We start from the raw sequence: 19534 nt of genomic DNA on the forward strand, positions 1-19534 counted from the left end.
CGGGAGCGCCCGACATCACGAATCGGTGCACAACAGCCGGACAGTGCGGCAGCGGCACCGGGTACGCCGCCGCTACCTCACGGCAGCGTTCACCCCCGGTTTTGTGGATCATTGCGGGTCGGGCTACTCTTGCAGGGTTGCCTGGCGCGATCGGATCGGTCTGCGCTCCCCGGGGTTGCCCGGCAGGCAGGAAGACATTGATCTCGGATCGGCCATCGTACCGGTGGCAGATCCCTCTGAAGACATGAAGGAGTTCGCGACTATGGCTGCCGTCTGCGACGTCTGCGCCAAGGGCCCCGGCTTCGGGAAGTCGGTCTCGCATTCGCACCGGCGCACCAACCGTCGCTGGAACCCGAATATCCAGACCGTGCGTGCACAGGTCGCCCCGGGTAACACTCGCCGGATGAATGTGTGCACCTCCTGCCTGAAGGCGGGCAAGGTCGTCCGCGGCTGAGCCGCGTCGATCGCCTGTGGCCGAGCCGCGGCGGTTGGGCGGCGCACGCTGCCGACTGCCGCATCGGTCACATATCCTGAACCAGGTCTCGCCCCGGATGTCTTCTGGCAGCCGGGGCGAGTTCGTGCGGGCATCCGATCGGAGGGCCACCCATCGGTCCGAACAGTGCAGCGCAGGCGGGGTCCGAATCGCTGTGGCGCATAACTCCCCTCGATCCAGGACATGCCCGCGCGCTGGCCGTCTGCCATATCGCCTGCTGGCGCGAGGCTTATCAGGGGCTGGTACCCGAGCACGTGCTGGCAGCCCTGGATACGGATCGCCGCGCTGCCGCCCTGGAACGGATCGCTCGGCACCCCACCGGAACCACCCTGGTCGCGGAATCCGGTAGCGAGGTTATCGGGTTCGTCCAGTACGGTCCGCCGCGTGAACATCCCGCGGCCGCGGAGCGGGAGCTGGGCGCGTTGTACGTCCGGGCACCGTGGTACGGCACCGGGCTCGCACAGGCCCTGCTCGACGCCGTACTGGAACCGGACAAGTCCTGCTCACTGTGGGTTTTCGAACAGAACCCGCGGGCCCGCGCCTTCTACGGCAAGTACGGATTCGTACCCGATGGCACCGCCCGGGCCGAACGGTTCGCCACCACGACCGAGATCAGGTTGGTGCGCCCGGCAGTAGAGTGCCGATCATGAGCACCGAAACCGAATACATCCGAATCGAAGACGGGGTACTGGAGATCACCCTGTCCACCGCGGCCCGCGGAACCTCTCTCGATTTCGCGGGAGTCGCCGCGGGCACCGCCGCTCTGGCCGCGGCCGGGAAGGATGTGGGTGCCGTACTGCTCACCGGTTCCGGTCCGAATTTCTGCGCCGGTGGTGATGTGCGCGGTTTCGCCGCCGCCGAGGATCGTTCCGCGCATCTGTACCAGCTTGCCGATACGCTGCACGTTTTCGTCCGCGCTCTGGATGCCGCGCCGGTTCCCGTGGTGGCGGCGGTGCACGGGTGGGCGGCCGGTGCCGGTATGAGCCTGGTGTGTGCCGCCGATATCGCGGTCGGTGGCCCGGGCACCCGGTTGCGTCCCGCATATCCGGGTGTGGGGTTGAGCCCGGACGGCGGTATGTCGTGGACACTACCGCGGCTGGTGGGCTTCGCGAAGGCCCGCGACATCATGCTCACCGATACCGTGCTGGACGCCGCCGAAGCACACCGCCTCGGTATTCTGGCGCGGCTCACCGGCAGCGACGACGCCGTCCAGGACGCCGCCCGCGAGCTCGCCCGTACCCTGGCCCGCGGTCCGCGCGCCAGCTACACCTCGATTCGCACCCTGCTGAGCAGCTCCGCCACCGCGACCCTGAGCGACCAGCTCGACGCCGAACGCGATGCGATGGGTAAGGCCGCCGGTAGCCCCACCGGCCGCGAAGGCGTGGACGCGTTCCTCGCCAAACGCGCCCCCGACTATTCCGGCCTCAGCTGACCCGGGCCCGCTGTACCACGCAGAACCGCCCGGGCCGCGATCCCATCGGTCGCGGCCCGGCTACGCGATAGTTCAGCGAGAACCTCGCGGGGTTCGGCCGGTCCAAACGTTCGGGCACAAGCATCGCGGGCTGAAGGCATGGACCAGGGGCCCGTCCACCGCAGCGCTGCGGACGCCGGCAGCGCATTCGTGCGGGGTGTGCGCGTGCCGTCAGCCGTGGGCGCGCCGGAATTCGGAATCCTGGCGATCAGGCGTGCCGGGCACGTAGCACGAACTGGGAAACAGCTTCGGTGAAGGCGTCGTTGTCGTCACCGGCGGCGGTGTGGGCGGCATTGCCGATCTCGACGATTTCCGCGTGCGGTACCAGGGACTGGAATTCGGCGGCGCCTTCGGCGCTGACGACATCGGATTTCACACCCCGCACCAGGAGCACCGGGATCGTCAGTGCCCGGGCGACGCCGTCGAGGTTGCGCGCCATCTCGTCGGGGTCGTGACCTTTGTCGCCGAGAATGCCCGGGTCCCAGTGCCAGTACCAGCGACCGTCGCGCTGCCGCAGGTTGCGTAGCAGGCCGGCGCTGGATTTGGGACGCGGCCGGTGCGGCATATATTCGGCGACCGCGTCGGCGGCTTCCTCCACCGTGGCGAAACCCTCGGGGTTCTTGTTGAGGAAGGTGACCACCCGGTCGACGCCCTCGGGTTCGGGCCGCGTGACGATATCGACCAGCACCAGCGCGGAGATCGCGGCCCCGCCCGGTGCGGCGGTGGCCAGCAGCCCGGTGATCCCGCCCATACTGGCGCCGACCAGGACCGCCGGGCCGCCGCCCAGTTGTTCCAGTACCGCGAGTACATCGCCGACCATGGCCTCATAGCGGTAATCGCGGTCCAGTGCCCATTGGCTGTCGCCGTGTCCGCGCGCGTCCAGGGTGACCGCGCGGATTCCCGCGGCGCCGAGTTGCGCGCCGGTCTGCTTCCAGGAGTGCCGGGTCTGACCGCCGCCGTGCAGGAACAGCACCGTGGGGCCGTCCGCGGGGCCGTATCGGTCCGCAACGAGCTCGATCCCGCCCGCGCCGCGGAGTCGCAGCCGGACGGGATCGAGCAGATTGTTCGCATTACTCACGATTTGCAGCATCGCAAATATGCGGACGTTACGCCGTACGAACGGACAAATCAGCAGTCCAGGTCCATGGCGCTGAGGGTCCGCTGGAACAGGCATGCGCCCTTGGCGTTCACCGATGCGGAGATCGTGGACGAACCGGACGAGGTGAAATCCTCGGCAACCGGCGCGGGTTCGGTGACCGGCTGGGCCGGCTGCAGGGTCAGCGGGGCCGCTCCGGCCGTCGCCCCGGCGGCGCCGGACAGGGCGGCGCCCAGCGCGAGCGTGGCGGTGATGCCGCGCAGATTCATGGTGTGCTCCTCACTTGTTTTTCTTCGACGCCCGGTCAGGGCAGGCGCCAGTCCACCGGTTCCGCGCCGAGTTCGTCCAGGAGTTCGTTGACCCGGGAGAACGGACGCGAACCGAAGAATCCTCGCGACGCCGACAGCGGTGACGGATGCGCGGATTCGATACAGGGCACCTCGGCCTGGGCCAGCGCCGGTTTCAGGGAGCCGGCGTCGCGACCCCATAGGACCGCCACCAGCGGTTCGTTCCGGCCCACCAGGGCGCGGATCGCCTGCTCGGTGACCTCTTCCCAGCCCTTGCCGCGATGCGAAGCGGGTGTGCCCGGCGAAACCGTCAGCACGCGGTTCAGCAACAGCACGCCTTGATCCGACCACGGGCTCAGATCCCCGCACGTGGGCGTGGGGTGGCCGAGATCCTTGCTGTACTCGGCGAAGATATTGGCCAGGCTGCGCGGGACCGGCGAAACGTCCGGCGCCACCGAGAAGCTCAATCCCATGGGGTGCCCGGGTGTGGGATAGGGGTCCTGGCCGACGATCAGCACTCGCACATCGTCGAAGGGATGCTGGAAGGCACGCAGCACATTTTCCCCGGCCGGAAGATATCCGCGCCCGGCGGCGTTCTCGGTACGCAGGAACTCACCCATCGCCGCGATCCGGTCGGCCACCGGATCCAATGCTTTCGCCCAGCCCGGATCGATGATTTCCGCGAGTGGTTTCGTGCCCATGACCGCACAACCTATCGTGAGTGGTCCGATTTCGCCGAGTCCGAGCCGGAGAAGGCCTCCCAGCCGCCCGCGCCCTGGTATCGCGCACCGTCCACGGTGACGCCTCGACCGGCTTCGATACGCCCGATGGGGGTCCATCCGGGTGGCGGTGTCACCCCGGGTGACCAGACCCCCGCGAAGACATGATCCTCGCCGCCGGTCAGAACCCATTGCCGCGCATCCGCTTCCAGTTCCGCAGCGCACAACTGCAGGTCCGGATCGCGCAGGCAGGCGGAATCCACCGCCACCGCGACCCCCGAGGCGGCGGCCAGATGCCCGAGGTCGGCGAGCAACCCATCGGAAATATCGGTGAGCGCTTCCGGTGGGGTACCGGTGCCCATCGCCGCGCGAACCAGGTCGTAGGCGGGACGCGGTGCCCGGTGCGCCGCGGCCGCGGCCACCACCGCCGCGGTCGAATCCGCGAAACGGCGCATAGCGCCCGGGTGTGCCTGGGACAACAGTGCGAACCCTGCCGCGGACCATCCCGGCCGGCCCGCGATCGCCACCGTGCCCCCGACCCGTGCGCCGGACCGGGTGACCGGCCGATCACCCAGCGGATCCCCGAATGCTGTTACCGAGATCACCAATTGCGCGCTGTGCACGATATCCCCGCCCGCGACAGAACCGCCCGCCCGCTCCGCTTCGGCCCAGAACCCGTCCGCGAGCCGGGTGACGAAATCCACCGGGGTGTCCCCCGGCAGCCCCAGGCCGATCACGTAACCCACCGGTTCGGCGCCCATCGCATAGATATCGGCCGCGTTCTGCGCGATCGCCTTACGCCCGATCTCGTCCGGGTTCGACCAGTCCAGCCGGAAATGCCGGTCCTCGATCAACATATCCGTGCTCACCACGTAGTTGCCGCGCGCCGCGGCCAGTACCGCGGCGTCGTCACCGGGACCCAGCCGGACGGCGGGGCCCTGCGGCCGGCCCGCGTTGATCCGGTCGATCAGGGCGAATTCGCCCAGGTCGCGCACTGTCGGTGGGGTGCTGATCGCCAGGACCTTTCTCACTCGCCGCTACCGGGCGGACTGTGGATTCGCCGACTCCGCCGACCGGGATACCCCGGCCTGACGCACTCGGTGTACGGCAAACCGGAACCGGGGCGCAGGCCGACGGCCGGTCGTCCGGCACTTTCCGCACTGACGGTACCCTGTGCCCGGTGGCCGGGCGTGGCGGCAACCACTGTGTATCGCGCGCGACGACCGGATCGCGATCACACGCGGGGCGGCCCGATCGGATGCTGCGCGAGGGCGGTCGGACCATGCCACACCACGCCGAACTCGGCATACCGGGCCATGCCGAAAACCGCATCGGGACGCGGCTCACCCGAATACCCGCACACCGCAGAAAGGACCGTCGAGGATGCCGGGGAAACCGCCGGAAAAGAATACGGAGACCCCGGAGACCGCGGTACCGGACGCAGCGGCCCCGGACAACTCGACCGCCGACGCGACGACCTCCGACGACACCACCCGCGACACGGCGAGCACCGACGACACCACCCCTGACGCGGCAACCCCGGCGGGCACCACTCCGGATGGGGCAGCTCCGAACGAGGTGGCTCCCGAACGCGCGCCCTACCCTCCTGCGCTCATCGCGACCGCGGTCGCGTTACCGGTCGCGCTGCTGGTCGGTGTCCTCGTAGCCGCCTGGATCGTGCTGCGCGGCCCGGTCGAACGCGAACCGCTGGCGCTGGGCCCGGTTCCCGCGCCCGCGGCCGACGGCCCCGCCTGCTCCGCCCTATTGCCCGCGTTACCCGCCGACTTCGGCGAGTTCACCCGCGCGACCCTGGTCGAACCCGCTCCGCCCGCGACGGCGGCCTGGCAGCGGCCGGACGGCGGGGAAGCGGTGGTGCTGCGCTGCGGTCTGGATCGCCCACTGGAATTCAACCGGGCTTCCCCACTGCAGGTCGTCAACGGCGTCCAGTGGTTCGAGGTCCGCGACGATACCGCGGCCACCGCCACTTGGTTCGCGGTCGACCGCGAAACCTATATCGCGCTCACCGTTCCCGACGGCTCCGGTCCGACCCCGCTGCAGGCGGTATCGGACACCATCACCGCGCAATTGCCGGCCCAGCCGCTCGATCCCGGCGAACTGCCCAACTAGTTCCGCCGCTTGCTCGTCCACCGGCGACCCCGCGCCCGGTCGACTCAGAGATAGCCCGGTCAACTCACCGCAGCTCGGCCGATACGGCGTAGCAGCCCCGACCACGCACTCCGGAGACCCGCGCTGCGGGATGGCGGCGAACTCGTTCCCAGCGGTCTCGCTGGACCCGCCGCTCGTGCTCTGGTCCCTCCGCGAAGAGTCCCGCAGCACGGCGGCGTTCCTCGCCGACGGGCGTTTCGGGACCAACATCCTGGCCGATCACCAGATAGAGCTGTCCGCCCAGTCCGGCCGCAGCCGGAACAATTCGATCAGATCCCCTGGACCGAGCCGAGACAGCGCAGCCCGGTGGACTCAGCGGAGTCCGGTTCCGCGGACCAGGGCGGTGTCGAGGAGAGTGGTGAGCAGTTCCGCGTAACCGATACCGGTTTCCTGCCACATCCGCGGATACATGGAGATCGGCGTGAATCCGGGCATCGTGTTGATCTCGTTGATCACCGGCCCGTCGTCGGTGACGAAGAAATCGACCCGGGCCAGTCCCTGGCAGTCCAGTGCCCGGAAGGCGCGTACCGCCATCGCCCGGACTTCTTCGGCGATATCGTCGTCCAGTTTCGCCGGGACATCGAATTCGCAGACGTCGTCGAGGTATTTGGTGTCGAAATCGTAGAAGGCCGGTCCGGCGGGTTCCTCACCGGCGTCGGCGTCGGCGAGGTCCTCGGGCATCCTGATCTCCGCGAGCACACTGGCTTCCACCCGGCCGTCGGGGAATTCCAGCACACCGCATTCGACCTCCCGGCCGACGATCCCGGCTTCCACGATCACCTTCGGATCGTGTTCGCGGGCGGTGGCAACCGCGGCGTCGAGATCGGCCCAGTCGGTGACCTTGGTGATCCCGATGGACGAACCACCGCGGGCGGGTTTGACGAATACCGGCAGTCCGAGCCGCTGCCGGTCCTCCGGTGTGACGGTCGCGGTGCCGGGTCGCAGCACCACCTGCACGCCCACCGGCAGGCCGTCGGCGGCCAGCAGTTTCTTGGTGAACTCTTTGTCCATCCCGGCGGCGCTGGCCAGTACACCGGGGCCCACGTACGGCAGGCCCGCCAATTCCAGCATTCCCTGGACGGTGCCGTCCTCGCCGAACGGGCCGTGCAGCACCGGGAACACCACGTCGACAGTGTCGAGTGCGGTCTGCGGATCGCCGAGCGGTACCAATGTTCCGGCACGGCTGGGGTCGGCGGCCAGCACCAGTTCGGTACCGTCGCCGGTGACCGACGGCAGGGTGCGGTCGTGGCGGGCGAGTGCGGCGATATCGATATCGGCGAGCAGCCAGGTCCCGGCTGGGGTGATACCGATCGGCACCGCCTCGTAACGCTCCGGATCGAGATTGCGCAGTACGGCGCCGGCCGATACGCACGACACCGTGTGCTCGTTACTGCGCCCGCCGAAGACGACGGCAACTCTGATCCGGGTCATGCCCGAACGGTACCCTGTCGCGCCACCGGATAATCCCCGCACACCGGGCCCGCGGCTCATTCGGGTTTGATCCGGCGCCCCAGCAGTTTCTCCAGTGCCGACTGCACGGCCAATCCCTCGTGACACACCTGGTGAACGGCTTCGGTGAGCGGCATCTCCACACCGTGCGCATCGGCCAGCGCGCGCACCGAACTACAGGATTTCACTCCTTCGGCGATCTGGCCGTGGGTGGCCTCCTGCGCGACCTGCATGGAACCCCCGGAGCCGAGCGCCACGCCGAAGGATCTGTTCCGCGACAGCGGCGAGGTGCAGGTCGCGATCAGATCCCCGACCCCCGCCAGCCCGGCCAGGGTCGCCGGTTCGGCGCCGAGTGCCACGCCGAGCCGGATGATCTCGGCCAGGCCCCGGGTCATCAGCGCGGCGATGGAGTTGTCGCCGAACCCCATGCCGGAGGCGATCCCGCAGGCCAGCGCGATCACATTCTTACAGGCACCGCCGATTTCGCAGCCGATGACATCGGTGTTGGTGTAGGGCCGGAAGTAGCTGGTGACGCAGGCCTGCTGCACTGCCGCCGCCCGCTGCGCGTCGATACAGCCGATCACCGTCGCGGCGGGCTGCCCGGCGGCCAGCTCCCCCGCGAGATTCGGTCCCGACAGCACCGCGATCCGCGCCGGATCCGCCCCGCTGACCTCCGCGATCACCTCGCTCATCCGCAGCAGGGTGCCGTTCTCGATCCCCTTGGCCACACTCAGCAGTGTGGCGTCGGCGCCGATATCCGGCGCCCAGGCCTTCAGGTTCACGCGCAGGGATTGCGACGGCACCGCGAGCACCACGATATCGGCGCCGTCCAGGGCGCGTACGTGATCGTTGGTGGCGGCGATCGGCGGTAGTTGCACTCCGGGCATGTAGTAGGGGTTGCGGTGATCGGTGGCCAGTGCCTCGGCGACCTCGGGCCGGCGGGCCCACACCGTGACCTCGGTACCGGCGTCGGCCAGCACCTTCGCCAGTGTCGTACCCCACGATCCCGCACCCATTACCGCCGCCCTCGTCATCAGCCCAGAATGCCATGACAGGATGGGGCCATGTGCCCGCACTCCGTGCACGCCGTGATCGCGGTGAAATCCCTGGACAGCGCCAAGAGCCGGCTCGCCGGTGTGCTCGCGCCGGCGCACCGGTCGCGGCTGGTGCTGGCCATGCTCACCGATACCGTGCGCGCGGCCGCGGAGGTGCCCGCGATCGCGGCGATCACGATCGTCACCCCGGACCCGGTGGTAGCCGAGGCAACCCGTGCGCTCGGCGCCGAGGTGCATCCCGAACCGGCCCGCGCCCGCACCGACCCCGACGGGCTCAATATCGCGCTCGCCGATGCGGCGGCGGCCCTGCGGACCCGGTACGGCGCCGTGGACCTGCTGGCGCTGCAGGCCGATTTGCCCGCATTGTGCCCGGACGAGCTGGCGGCTGTATTGGCCGCCGCTTCCGGCGAACTGCGCGCACTGGTGACCGATCACGCGGGCACGGGCACCGCCGCCTTGTTCGCGCCGTCCGGCCTGCCGTTGCGACCCCGCTTCGGCCGTGATTCGGCTCACCACCACCGCGCCGACGGTGCGCGCGAACTGGCCGGTGAGTGGCCCGGTCTGCGCCAGGATGTCGATACCGCCGCGGATCTGGCGGCCGTGCAGGCGCTGGGCACGGGTATCGAGACCACTGCCCTCCTGCGTGAACTGGGTGTGCCCGCTCGTGTTCGCGAACCGGTCACCCAGGTGTGCGGCCAGGTCGCCACCCCGTGAACCAGAGATAACAGTCACCGCCGGTATCTGCACACCACCCGGTTCGTAGGGGATGATCGTAGGCGTGAGCGATACGGAAACCGTCAAGCAGCAGCAGGTGCTACCCACCCCGCCTCCGGCCGCCACCCAGATCCCTGCCGACGAGCGAACGCCTCGTTTGCCGGCCGATCGCTATCTCAACCGGGAATTGAGCTGGCTCGACTTCAATGCCCGTGTCCTGGCGCTGGCCGAGGACAGTTCGCTGCCGCTGCTGGAACGCGCGAAATTCCTCGCGATCTTCGCCTCGAATCTCGACGAGTTCTATATGGTCCGTGTCGCCGGCCTCAAACGCCGCGCCGAAACCGGGCTTTCGGTGCGTTCGGCCGACGGCCGCTCACCCAGTGAACAGCTCGAGCTGATCGCGGCGCGCACCCAGGATCTCGCCGTCCGCCACGCCGAGGTGTTCCTCACCGAGGTGCTGCCCGCGCTCACCGCGGAGGGTATCGAGATCATCGACTGGGCCGATCTGGCCGAGCCGGAGCGGGAACGGTTGTCCGCACATTTCCAGGATCAGGTGTTCCCGGTGCTCACGCCCCTGGCCGTGGATCCCGCGCACCCGTTCCCCTATATCAGTGGGCTCAGCCTGAATCTCGCGGTCACGGTCCAGGACCAGACCACCGGTGGTGAACATTTCGCTCGCGTGAAGGTGCCCGACAATGTGGACCGGTTCGTGCGGGTACGGCGGCCCGGGTCCGGTAACGGCGCCTCGATCGCGGCGTTCCTGCCGATGGAGGCGCTGATCGCGGCGCATCTGGAGCAGTTGTTCCCGGGGATGACGGTGGTCGAGCACCATTCGTTCCGGATCACCCGCAACGCCGATTTCGAGGTCGACGAGGATCGCGACGAGGATCTGCTGCAGGCATTGGAACGCGAACTGGCCCGGCGCCGCTTCGGTTCACCGGTGCGGCTCGAGGTGTCCGACGATATGACCGAACATATGCTCGACCTGCTCCTGCGCGAACTGGAGGTCGACCCGGCGGATGTCATCCAGGTTCCGGGGCTGCTGGACCTGTCCTGCCTGTGGCAGGTGTACGGGGTGGACCGCCCGAACCTGAAGGACGCCCCTTACGTGCCTGCGACCCCGCCGGCATTCGGGGAGCGCGAAACCCCGCGCAATGTTTTCGCCGCCCTGCGCGAAGGCGATGTCCTCGTGCACCACCCGTACGATTCGTTCTCCACCAGCGTGCAGCGTTTCATCGAACAGGCCGCCGCCGACCCGCAGGTTCTGGCGATCAAACAGACCCTGTACCGCACCTCCGGCGATTCCCCCATCGTGAACGCGCTCATCGACGCCGCCGAAGCCGGTAAACAGGTGGTGGCGCTGGTGGAGATCAAGGCGCGATTCGACGAGCAGGCCAACATCAAATGGGCGCGCACGCTGGAACAGGCCGGGGTGCATGTGGTCTACGGCCTGGTCGGGTTGAAAACCCACTGCAAGACCTGTCTGGTGGTGCGCCGCGAAGGCTCGACCATTCGCCGCTACTGCCATATCGGCACCGGTAACTACAATCCGAAGACCGCCCGCCTGTACGAGGATGTCGGGTTGCTCACCGCGGCGCCCGAGATCGGCGCCGATCTCACCGATCTGTTCAATTCGCTCACCGGCTATTCCAGAAAGGCCGATTACCGCAACATCCTGGTTGCCCCGCACGGTATCCGGGCCGGGATCATCTCCCGGATCGAACGCGAGATCGAATTGGCCCGCGACGGCGCGGCGGCGCGGATTCGGCTGAAGGCCAATGCCCTTGTCGACGAACAGGTCATCGACGCGCTCTACCGCGCCTCGCAGGCGGGTGTTCCGGTGCAGATCGTGGTCCGCAGTATCTGCGGGCTGCGCCCGGGCGTTCCGGGGATGAGCGAGAACATCGAAGTGCGGTCGATCCTGGGCCGGGTACTGGAGCATTCGCGAATTCTCAACTTCGCGGCGCAGGACGAGTTCTGGATCGGCAGCGCCGATATGATGCACCGGAATCTGGACCGCCGCGTGGAGGTCATGGCACAGGTGAAGGACCCGAAACTACGGGAACGGCTGGATGGGATCTTCGAATCGGCATTGCACCCGATGACGCGCTGCTGGGTACTGGATGCCGACGGTAATTGGCAATCCAGCCCCGACCGGGCCGGTACCGGGCCCGGCGGTGACGGGATCGAGGTCCGCGACCATCAGGTGGCGCTGATGCGCCTGCGCCGCCCGGATCAGCAGTGAACGCAGTGGACACCACGCATACACCACCGGCCTACCCGGATCCCCGGACCACAGCCAATATTCATGCCGCCGGCACCGTGCTGTGGCGCCACGCGCCCGATTCCGCCGGGCGGATGGAGATCGCCGTGATCCGCCGGCCCAAATACGACGACTGGTCGTTGCCGAAGGGGAAACTCGATCCCGGCGAGACCCCGGTCCTGGCCGCGGTCCGCGAAACCGAGGAAGAGACCGGGCTGCGGCCCCGGCTGGGCCGCTATCTGGGCAAGGTCACCTACCCGATCCCGGGGCATCGCAGGCTGAAACGCGTCGACTATTGGGCAGCCGAGGTGACCGGCGGAGCGTTCACGGCGAACAACGAAGTCGATGAACTCACCTGGTGCCCGCTGGAAACGGTGATGTCGGCGCTGTCGTATCCGATGGATCGCCAGATCGTCCGGGCGTTCACCCGGTTACCGGCCGATACCCGCACCGCGCTGGTGGTCCGGCACGCCAAGGCCGGTCGCCGGGACCGGTTCCGTGGCCCGGACGAGCAGCGTCCACTCGAATCGGCCGGGTATCAGCAGGCGCTCGCGCTGGTGCCCAATCTGCTGGCATTCGGTGCCGGGGAAATCTATTCCGCCGAACCCCTGCGCTGCGTGCAGACGGTGGCGCCGCTGGCCGAGGATCTCGGGGTCGAGGTGGCGGTGGATCCGCTGCTCGGTGATATCGGATATGCCGCGGATACCGAAAAGGCGCGGGAACATATCCGGTCGCTGGCCCTGTCCGCCCGGGCGGTGCCCGTACTGTGCAGCCAGGGCGATACCGTCCCGGATCTTGTCCGGTGGTGGGCGGAGCGGGATGGAATGCGACTGTCACCCGCCCGGACCCGGAAAGGGTCGGTGTGGGTGTTGTCTTTCGCGGGCGACCGATTGGTCGCCGCCGATCATCTGGACCGATCGCTATCGGTCGATACCGCGCCGGCGACCGGGTAGAGCCGAACACTCACCGGCCGTGGAAACGGTCACGCCCCCGGGGATCGCCCGGGGGCTGGTCCGTCCGGCGTTTCGGTTGTGAAGGTCGCGAGCATGCGGGCCGAGATGCGGCACGCGGAACTCGTCGACGAGCACCGTTCGCGGGTCGGAAAGCCGTCGGGGATTTCCGCGGCATCCGCGGCGGGCGAATCAGCGCTTCTTTGCAGCCTTCTTCGCCGGAGTCCGCTTCGCGGTGGTTTTCTTCGCCGGGGTCTTCTTGGCGGTTGCCTTGGCCGTGGTCTTCTTCGCCGTGGCTTTGGCGGGGCTCTTCTTGGCGACGGTCTTACGTGCCGCCGTCTTGGTGGCCGCCTTCTTGGCGGCGGTGCTCTTGGCCGGCGCCTTGGTGGCGGTCTTACGTGCCGTGGTTTTGGCGGGCGCCTTGGTGGCCGACTTCTTGGCGGTGGTTTTCTTCGCCGTGGTCTTCTTGGCCGTGGTCTTCTTGGCCGTGGATTTCTTGGCCGCCACAGGAGCATTGACACCGCGTTTGACCGCCGGGCCGGTGGCCGCGAGCTTCTGTTTACCCGCGATTACCGCCTTGAACTGGGCACCGGGCCGGAAGGCCGGCACCGAAGTGGGTTTCACCTTGACGGTTTCCCCGGTGCGCGGATTACGTGCGACGCGCGCCGCACGCTTCCGCTGTTCGAACACACCGAATCCGGTGATGGTGACGCTCTGTCCTTTGTGTACCGCACGCACGATCGTGTCGACCACATGCTCGACTGCCGCGGTGGCCGTGCGCCTGTCAGTACCCAACTTTTCGGTCAGAACGTCGATCAGTTCCGCCTTGTTCATTGAATCCTCCGCAGACTAATGGCCCGTCGTCGGACCGACTAGGTACCACGGTAAACCCACAATGGGCAAGAGTCTATGTGCCACGCCAAAATTCATGTGGCCTAGCACACGCACAGCTACCGCACCATCCGAGGCCCCACTAAGAGGCCGAGAACATTACGCCTGCGAAATAGGTTCGGGAAGGGTCTTTGGTTTCCAACCCGGCCTTGCCTTTTCGAACTCCGCGATCACATCGCTACGCCGCAGCGTCAGGCCGATGTCATCCAATCCTTCCAACAGGCGCCACCTCGTGTAGTCGTCAATATCGAACGGCAACACGACGGTTCCTGCGGTCACCGTGCGCGCCTGGAGGTCGACAACCAATTCCAGTCCGGGCTGTTCCTCGAGCAACTTCCAGAGCATTTCGACATCATTCTGTGACATTCGCGCAGCCAGTAGACCGCCCTTGCCCGCATTACCGCGGAAGATGTCGGCGAAACGGGAAGAGATAACTACCCGAAAGCCATAGTCCATGAGCGCCCAGACCGCGTGCTCACGTGACGATCCGGTGCCGAAATCCGGTCCGGCCACGAGTACGGTGCCGCGCTTGTACGGCTCGGTGTTCAGAATGAACTCCTCGTCGCCGCGCCATGCGGCGAACAGCCCGTCTTCGAATCCTGTTCGAGTCACTCGCTTCAGATAGACGGCCGGGATGATCTGATCGGTGTCCACATTGGACCGGCGCAGCGGAACGCCGATCCCCTTGTGCACGGTGAAGGCTTCCATCGTATTTCTCCTGTTTCGGGCTGATCGTAGGTTTTGGCGAATGCGGCGCGGCGGCTCAGTGCAGATCGGCGGGCGCCGACAACCGGCCGCGTACCGCGGTGGCCGCGGCGACCAGCGGCGATACCAGATGGGTCCGGCCACCTTTGCCCTGCCGTCCCTCGAAATTCCGGTTGGAGGTGGAGGCGCAACGCTGGCCTGGTTCGAGCTGATCGGGGTTCATCCCCAGGCACATCGAGCATCCGGCCTGCCGCCATTCGGCCCCGGCGGCGGTGAACACCTCCCCCAGCCCCTCGGCCTCGGCCTGTTCGCGCACCCGCATCGACCCCGGTACCACCAGCATTCGCACCCCGTCGGCGACCTTGCGGCCCTTCAGGACCCCGGCCACGGCCCGCAGGTCCTCGATCCGGCCGTTGGTGCAGGATCCGACGAACACGGTGTCCACCGCGACCTCACGCAGCGGCATACCCGGGGTCAAATCCATGTATCGCAGCGCTTTCTCCGCCGAATCGCGGGCGCTTTCGTCGGCGATCTGCGCCGGATCCGGCACATTTGCGCCGAGCGGCAAACCCTGTCCCGGGTTGGTGCCCCAGGTGACGAACGGTGTCAGCGCACTCGCGTCGATATGCACTTCCCGGTCGAAAACGGCGTCGTCGTCGGTCTTCAACGCTTCCCATGCCTGCACCGCGGCATCCCACTCCGCACCCTGCGGCGCATGCGGGCGGCCTTTCAGGAACTCGTAGGTCGTTTCGTCCGGGGCGATCATCCCGGCCCGCGCCCCGGCCTCGATGGACATATTGCAGATCGTCATCCGCGCTTCCATCGACATTTTCCGAATGGCCTCACCGCGATACTCGAGCACATATCCCTGCCCACCACCGGTGCCGATTTCGGCGATCACCGCCAGAATGAGGTCTTTACTGGTGACTCCGGGCGGCAGTTCCCCGTCGACAGTGATCGCCATCGTCTTGAACGGCCGCAGCGACAGCGTCTGCGTGGCCAGTACGTGTTCGACCTCACTTGTCCCGATTCCCATGGCGAGCGCACCGAACGCGCCATGGGTGGAGGTATGACTGTCCCCGCACACCACGGTCGTACCCGGCTGAGTCAGGCCCAGTTGCGGGCCGACCACGTGCACGATGCCTTGTTCGCGATCACCCATCGGGTGCAGCCGGATGCCGAATTCGGCGCAGTTACGCCGCAGCGTCTCCACCTGGAGACGCGAAATGGGATCGGCAATCGGTTTATCGATATCGGCGGTGGGGACGTTGTGGTCCTCGGTCGCGATGGTGAGATCGGGCCGGCGCACCGGCCGCCCCGCCGCCCGCAGGCCGTCGAACGCCTGCGGACTGGTGACCTCGTGCACCAGATGCAGATCGATATAGATCAGATCGGGTTCCCGGGCCTCGCCGTCGCCTTCCCCGCGGGCGACGACATGCTGTTCCCATACTTTCTCGGCCAGCGTACGTGGCATTGTTGCGATCACCTTTCGGGCCGGGTATCCGCCCCGGTGACCCGCGGCGCATACGCGCTAGCTGGAATATCGCGACCCCATCCCACGACCCACCTGGGCTGTTCGTGATGGCATCTCAGAATGCAGGACGCTAATATCGTTGTATGAGACAGCATAGCGGTATCGGCGTTCTGGACAAAGCGGTGGCAGTGCTGTATGCGGTCGCCGAGCAGCCGTGCGGTCTCAACGAGTTGTGCGAACGCACCGGCCTGCCCCGTGCCACCGCCCACCGCCTCGCGGTAGGACTGGAAACCCATCGCCTGCTGGCCCGTAACGGTGACGGCGCCTGGCGCCCCGGCCCCGCTCTCGGCGAACTCTCCGCCGGCGCTGCCGATCCGCTGCTCGAGGCCGCGAGTTCGATCCTGCCCCGGCTCCGCGAGATCACCGGCGAAAGCGTGCAGCTGTACTGCCGCGACGGCAACCAGCGTGTCTGCGTCGCCGCCCTGGAACCGCCCGCCGGATTACGCGATACCGTGCCCGTCGGCTCCCGGCTGCCGCTCACCGCCGGTTCGGCCGCGAAGGTCCTCGTCGCCTGGGCCGATCCCGAGCTGCAGCGCAGCGTGCTCACCGAGGCCATGTATAACGAGCGCACCCTCGCCGATGTCCGCAAACGAGGTTGGGCGCAGAGCGCCGGCGAACGCGCGGCCGGGGTCGCGAGTATCTCGGCACCCGTACGGGATCAGCAGGGCGCCGTGGTCGCCGCCATATCCGTCTCCGGCCCGATCGACCGGATGGGCCGCCGTCCCGGCGCCCGCTGGGCCGCGGATCTCGTCGCGGCGGCGGATGCCCTGCACCGCCGACTCTGAGCGGTGGGCAGCCGCCGTCACTTATGGTGACCCCATGGGAGTGAACCAACGGTCACAGATCGTGATGACCGACGCCGAGATCACCGATTTCCTCACCCGCAGCCGCGTGGCCACCCTGGCCACTCTGGGCGGCGACGGAAAACCGCACCTCACCGCCATGTGGTACGCACTGATCGCCGATCCCGGCCGTCCCGACGCCGTCCCCGAACTGTGGTTCGAAACCAAAGGCAAATCCCAGAAAGCCGTCAACCTGCGCCGTAACCCCACGATCACCTGCATGGTCGAGGCCGGCCAGACCTACGACACCCTGCGCGGCGTCTCCATCGAGGGCCACGCCGAGGTGATCGACGACCCCGAGAAGTTGTTCGCCGTCGGCGTCAGCGTCTGGGAGCGCTACACCGGCCCCTACACCGACGATATGCGCCAATACGTCGAAGGAATGCTGAACAAGCGCGTCGCGGTCCGTGTGGTCCCCGAACGCATCCGCAGCTGGGACCACCGCAAGCTCGGTCTCCCCGAAATGCCTCTGGGCGGTTCCACCGCAGGCGCCCTCGACGACTGAGCCCCGGCGCCCGGGTGTTTCCGAGCACCCGGGCAGCCGCCCGGTCAGCGGCCGAGGCGGGGTGCGGGGGATACCATCCTGCAGTCACCATGGACTGATGAACCCGGAATCCGGTCGTCCAGGCGAAACCGCTCCTGGCCGGATCGTTTTCCTCAACGGCGTTTCCAGCTCGGGAAAATCGAGTATCGCGCACAGACTTCTGACCGACCTCGATAGACCGTTTTTCCACATGAGCGCCGATATGTTCGGCGCCATGCGCTCGGAATCCCGAACCCACGAACTCGATCCGAACGACCTCGGTGAGGTCCTCCGCAGAACCCGCGCCGGATTTCATCGCGCCGTCGCCGGCATGGCCCGGGCGGGCAACGACATCATCATGGACCACGTCCTGAGCGAACCTTGGCGGCTAACCGACTGCTTGACCGTGATGACCGGCATAGACGTCGTTTTCGTCGGCGTCCACTGCCCACCCGCCGAACTTCGACTCCGCGAACGCCGCCGCGCCGACCGGGCCGTCGGCACAGCTGCCCGGCAGCTGGATTCGGTCCACGCCCACGGAACCTACGATCTGGAAGTCGATACCGGCACCGCCTCCATCGGCGAATGCTCCGCCCAGATCAAGGCCTTCCTCGCCCGTCCCCCCTCGAATCGAGCCTTCGACCGGCTCCGGGCAACAGCCGACCGCTGATCTACGCGCCCGGCCCCTCCTCGCCGCCGCATGGATCATCCGAGGCCGAATCCGGCGGAGCCCACACCGATCGCCACGTGAGAACCTCTGCCAATTGTGTTGTTCATCACCCACTGTGGCCAGTACCCCGGCACCCTGCACTAGTTGACGACTCGCCGCCAGGCATCCTGCACGATCGCCCCCGCCCCTGTCGGCGTCGCCCCAGCCCGGTTCTCGACCGTTTCCGGCGCCACCGGCCACAACGAGGCCCGGCCCACCTCGCCGTACCACACGCCGAGGTCGGACACGGCCTGCCGAGACCCCGACAGCGTATCCAGGGCACCGATCGGCAAGCTCGCGCCGCGTGGCCGCCAAGGCCCATCCGGGCGAAACCGAGGGGTGAACGACGATCACGGGCCGGCGGTTGTAGTGGTCGGCGGGTACCGGATATCTCGAGTGGACCAACTGAAAAATCGACCAACAGATCACTGCTCCCGAAGGCACCGAACCTGTAGGGGACCCCGCGCCCACCACCGAACGCAGTTGGAACCCGAGCCCGGGCGACCCACCGCTATCCGAATAACACCAGCCACAGAGGGGTCCAGGGGCACAGCCCCGGCAAGACCTCGGCAGGAAACCGACCCCGACAGTGCAACAGGAACCACCGCCCGAACGACACATCCGCAGCTCACCGACCACGAAGGCCTACCCGAATGCCACCAACCGTAAAGGGGTCCAGGGGCGCAGCCCCGGCCAATACGTCGGTAGGAATCCCTCCACGGAGGGGGTCCAGGGGGCGCCGAGCCCGCCTGGTCGGGGTGCGGGGGTTGAACCCCCGCAAAACATCGCGAATCAGCAAAGGCTCATGCTCTCCATGAGCATGAGCCTGCCAGCTGAGTAGCCCCGACGGGATTTGAACCCGCGCTACCGCCTTGAGAGGGCGGCGTCCTAGGCCGCTAGACGACGGGGCCAGGACTTTTGATCGACTCCTGGCTGGAGCGGATCGCGGATCTTTCGATCCGAAGCTCGATCAGCGTAACCGACCGGGCGGCGGCGACCAAATCGCCTGGATATTCGTTCCGCACCGCATCTGGAGGATGTAGTAGAGACCGATCTCCGCTGGGGTACCAGGACTCGAACCTAGAATGGCTGAACCAGAATCAGCTGTGTTGCCAATTACACCATACCCCAATGACCTGGGCTTTCGGGTTCGTCGCTGGCTGCGGCGGCACCGTCGTTCCGGCCGAGAAAGAGAGTACCAAACTGTGCGGGTAAAACTACAAATCGCCTGGTCAGATCGGGTTTGATGGGGTTGGTTGTACTGTTTCGCGGTTCGTCTCGGGGCTGATCACCCGGACCGGTGCTGCTCGCCGGGTAGGCATTCGTTCAGGTCGTCCGGACCGCGCTGTCAGAGTGGTCGCGGCGGGGCGGGCCGGAGCTGATCGAACAGCACCAACCCTCGCCCCCCGCGCCCGGTTTCCCACGACCGCGGCGACAGGCCGGTACCCAGGCCGACGTGACGCCCCGTGGCCGCGCGGCGTGGCGGTCAGCGTGCTGTGGTGGCGCGATCCGGCAGTGGTTCCAACCCAGCGGCCCCGGTGGGCGGGGCGGCGAGGGGATCGCCGGCCCGCCAGGAGGGGTATTCCCTTGGTGCTGCCCACCCTCGTGTGGTGTGCCGCCGGAGCATGGATTCTTCCCCGTCGAGGAGTTCCCCGGGGTCTTAGAGC

20 protein-coding genes and 2 tRNA genes are annotated in these 19534 nt (G+C 67.5%); 11 read left to right on the forward strand and 11 right to left on the reverse strand.

Going from position 1 to position 19534, the window contains the following annotated elements:
* The first annotated feature begins 262 nt into the window (after nucleotides 1-262).
* The 3 genes from rpmB (at nucleotide 263) to ACFWPH_RS04615 (ending at nucleotide 1925) form a co-directional block, all read left to right on the forward strand.
* Nucleotides 263-454 carry a 50S ribosomal protein L28 gene (gene rpmB / locus ACFWPH_RS04605; RefSeq protein WP_011210730.1) on the forward strand — a complete coding sequence of 64 codons (192 nt, stop codon included), beginning with the start codon at nucleotides 263-265 and terminating at the stop codon, nucleotides 452-454.
* A gap of 293 nt (nucleotides 455-747) precedes the next feature.
* Nucleotides 748-1143, forward strand: coding sequence for a GNAT family N-acetyltransferase (locus ACFWPH_RS04610; RefSeq protein WP_378748083.1), 396 nt, complete (start codon nucleotides 748-750; stop codon nucleotides 1141-1143).
* Nucleotides 1140-1925 (forward strand): enoyl-CoA hydratase/isomerase family protein, encoded by a 786-nt coding sequence (locus ACFWPH_RS04615; protein WP_378748084.1) that lies wholly within the window; start codon nucleotides 1140-1142, stop codon nucleotides 1923-1925. Before ACFWPH_RS04610 ends, ACFWPH_RS04615 begins: the two co-directional genes overlap by 4 nt.
* 247 nt (nucleotides 1926-2172) lie before the next feature.
* On the opposite strand, the gene ACFWPH_RS04620 is transcribed toward ACFWPH_RS04615, so the two are convergent.
* From ACFWPH_RS04620 to ACFWPH_RS04635, 4 genes are read right to left on the reverse strand one after another with little or no spacing between them, the layout of a single operon-like run.
* Nucleotides 2173-3042 (reverse strand): alpha/beta fold hydrolase, encoded by an 870-nt coding sequence (locus ACFWPH_RS04620; RefSeq protein WP_378748085.1) that lies wholly within the window; start codon nucleotides 3040-3042, stop codon nucleotides 2173-2175.
* Nucleotides 3043-3092: 50 nt separating this feature from the next.
* Nucleotides 3093-3329, reverse strand: coding sequence for a hypothetical protein (locus tag ACFWPH_RS04625; RefSeq protein ID WP_033241348.1), 237 nt, complete (start codon nucleotides 3327-3329; stop codon nucleotides 3093-3095).
* A 35-nt stretch (nucleotides 3330-3364) separates the two neighbouring features.
* The gene (locus tag ACFWPH_RS04630; protein WP_378748086.1) at nucleotides 3365-4048 is read right to left on the reverse strand and encodes a uracil-DNA glycosylase; all 684 of its coding nucleotides are present in this window, start codon (nucleotides 4046-4048) and stop codon (nucleotides 3365-3367) included.
* 11 nt (nucleotides 4049-4059) lie between these two features.
* Nucleotides 4060-5097 (reverse strand): thiamine-phosphate kinase, encoded by a 1038-nt coding sequence (locus ACFWPH_RS04635; protein WP_378748087.1) that lies wholly within the window; start codon nucleotides 5095-5097, stop codon nucleotides 4060-4062.
* A 352-nt stretch (nucleotides 5098-5449) separates the two neighbouring features.
* On the opposite strand from ACFWPH_RS04635, the gene ACFWPH_RS04640 reads away from it, so the two are divergent.
* Together ACFWPH_RS04640 and ACFWPH_RS04645 are read left to right on the forward strand one after the other, a co-directional pair.
* Nucleotides 5450-6193 (forward strand): DUF3515 domain-containing protein, encoded by a 744-nt coding sequence (locus tag ACFWPH_RS04640; RefSeq protein ID WP_378748088.1) that lies wholly within the window; start codon nucleotides 5450-5452, stop codon nucleotides 6191-6193.
* Complete coding sequence (locus tag ACFWPH_RS04645; protein ID WP_378748245.1) at nucleotides 6171-6608, forward strand: flavin reductase family protein; 438 nt, start codon at nucleotides 6171-6173, stop codon at nucleotides 6606-6608. Before ACFWPH_RS04640 ends, ACFWPH_RS04645 begins: the two co-directional genes overlap by 23 nt.
* Here ACFWPH_RS04645 and ACFWPH_RS04650 read toward each other — a convergent pair.
* Together ACFWPH_RS04650 and ACFWPH_RS04655 are read right to left on the reverse strand one after the other, a co-directional pair.
* On the reverse strand, nucleotides 6545-7663 hold the full coding sequence (locus ACFWPH_RS04650; protein WP_378748089.1) for a D-alanine--D-alanine ligase family protein: 1119 nt from the start codon (nucleotides 7661-7663) through the stop codon (nucleotides 6545-6547). The two genes, ACFWPH_RS04645 and ACFWPH_RS04650, sit on opposite strands and share 64 nt — an antisense overlap.
* Nucleotides 7664-7719: 56 nt before the next feature.
* The gene (locus ACFWPH_RS04655; RefSeq protein ID WP_280416382.1) at nucleotides 7720-8715 is read right to left on the reverse strand and encodes an NAD(P)H-dependent glycerol-3-phosphate dehydrogenase; all 996 of its coding nucleotides are present in this window, start codon (nucleotides 8713-8715) and stop codon (nucleotides 7720-7722) included.
* A gap of 30 nt (nucleotides 8716-8745) precedes the next feature.
* On the opposite strand from ACFWPH_RS04655, the gene cofC reads away from it, so the two are divergent.
* The 3 genes from cofC to ACFWPH_RS04670 are packed head-to-tail and all read left to right on the forward strand — an operon-like array spanning nucleotide 8746 to nucleotide 12666.
* Nucleotides 8746-9450, forward strand: a complete 705-nt coding sequence (gene cofC, locus ACFWPH_RS04660; protein WP_378748090.1) for a 2-phospho-L-lactate guanylyltransferase — start codon at nucleotides 8746-8748, stop codon at nucleotides 9448-9450.
* A 52-nt stretch (nucleotides 9451-9502) separates the two neighbouring features.
* A complete protein-coding gene (locus tag ACFWPH_RS04665) occupies nucleotides 9503-11695 on the forward strand; it encodes an RNA degradosome polyphosphate kinase (RefSeq protein WP_378748091.1) in 2193 nt (730 codons plus the stop codon).
* On the forward strand, nucleotides 11692-12666 hold the full coding sequence (locus ACFWPH_RS04670; RefSeq protein ID WP_378748092.1) for an NUDIX domain-containing protein: 975 nt from the start codon (nucleotides 11692-11694) through the stop codon (nucleotides 12664-12666). Before ACFWPH_RS04665 ends, ACFWPH_RS04670 begins: the two co-directional genes overlap by 4 nt.
* 189 nt (nucleotides 12667-12855) lie before the next feature.
* On the opposite strand, the gene ACFWPH_RS04675 is transcribed toward ACFWPH_RS04670, so the two are convergent.
* The 3 genes from ACFWPH_RS04675 to leuC form a co-directional block, all read right to left on the reverse strand.
* The gene (locus tag ACFWPH_RS04675; protein ID WP_378748093.1) at nucleotides 12856-13497 is read right to left on the reverse strand and encodes an HU family DNA-binding protein; all 642 of its coding nucleotides are present in this window, start codon (nucleotides 13495-13497) and stop codon (nucleotides 12856-12858) included.
* Nucleotides 13498-13653: 156 nt separating this feature from the next.
* Nucleotides 13654-14262, reverse strand: coding sequence for a 3-isopropylmalate dehydratase small subunit (gene leuD, locus ACFWPH_RS04680; protein ID WP_378748094.1), 609 nt, complete (start codon nucleotides 14260-14262; stop codon nucleotides 13654-13656).
* Between the two features lie 55 nt (nucleotides 14263-14317).
* A complete protein-coding gene (leuC, locus tag ACFWPH_RS04685; protein WP_378748095.1) occupies nucleotides 14318-15733 on the reverse strand; it encodes a 3-isopropylmalate dehydratase large subunit in 1416 nt (471 codons plus the stop codon).
* A gap of 143 nt (nucleotides 15734-15876) precedes the next feature.
* Between leuC and ACFWPH_RS04690 the strand changes: the two genes are divergently transcribed.
* The 3 genes from ACFWPH_RS04690 (at nucleotide 15877) to ACFWPH_RS04700 (ending at nucleotide 17828) form a co-directional block, all read left to right on the forward strand.
* Nucleotides 15877-16578, forward strand: a complete 702-nt coding sequence (locus ACFWPH_RS04690; RefSeq protein ID WP_378748096.1) for an IclR family transcriptional regulator — start codon at nucleotides 15877-15879, stop codon at nucleotides 16576-16578.
* A gap of 34 nt (nucleotides 16579-16612) precedes the next feature.
* Nucleotides 16613-17140 (forward strand): pyridoxamine 5'-phosphate oxidase family protein, encoded by a 528-nt coding sequence (locus tag ACFWPH_RS04695; protein ID WP_062974770.1) that lies wholly within the window; start codon nucleotides 16613-16615, stop codon nucleotides 17138-17140.
* Between the two features lie 97 nt (nucleotides 17141-17237).
* Nucleotides 17238-17828 (forward strand): chloramphenicol phosphotransferase CPT family protein, encoded by a 591-nt coding sequence (locus ACFWPH_RS04700; RefSeq protein WP_378748097.1) that lies wholly within the window; start codon nucleotides 17238-17240, stop codon nucleotides 17826-17828.
* An 877-nt stretch (nucleotides 17829-18705) separates the two neighbouring features.
* Here the strand turns inward: ACFWPH_RS04700 and ACFWPH_RS04705 are convergent.
* Nucleotides 18706-18778 (reverse strand) — tRNA-Glu (locus tag ACFWPH_RS04705).
* A gap of 148 nt (nucleotides 18779-18926) precedes the next feature.
* Nucleotides 18927-18998: transfer RNA gene (locus ACFWPH_RS04710), tRNA-Gln, on the reverse strand.
* Nucleotides 18999-19534 lie beyond the last annotated feature (536 nt).

Origin of the sequence: Nocardia sp. NPDC058499 (assembly GCF_042719915.1) — a bacterium.
Taxonomy (GTDB): domain Bacteria; phylum Actinomycetota; class Actinomycetes; order Mycobacteriales; family Mycobacteriaceae; genus Nocardia.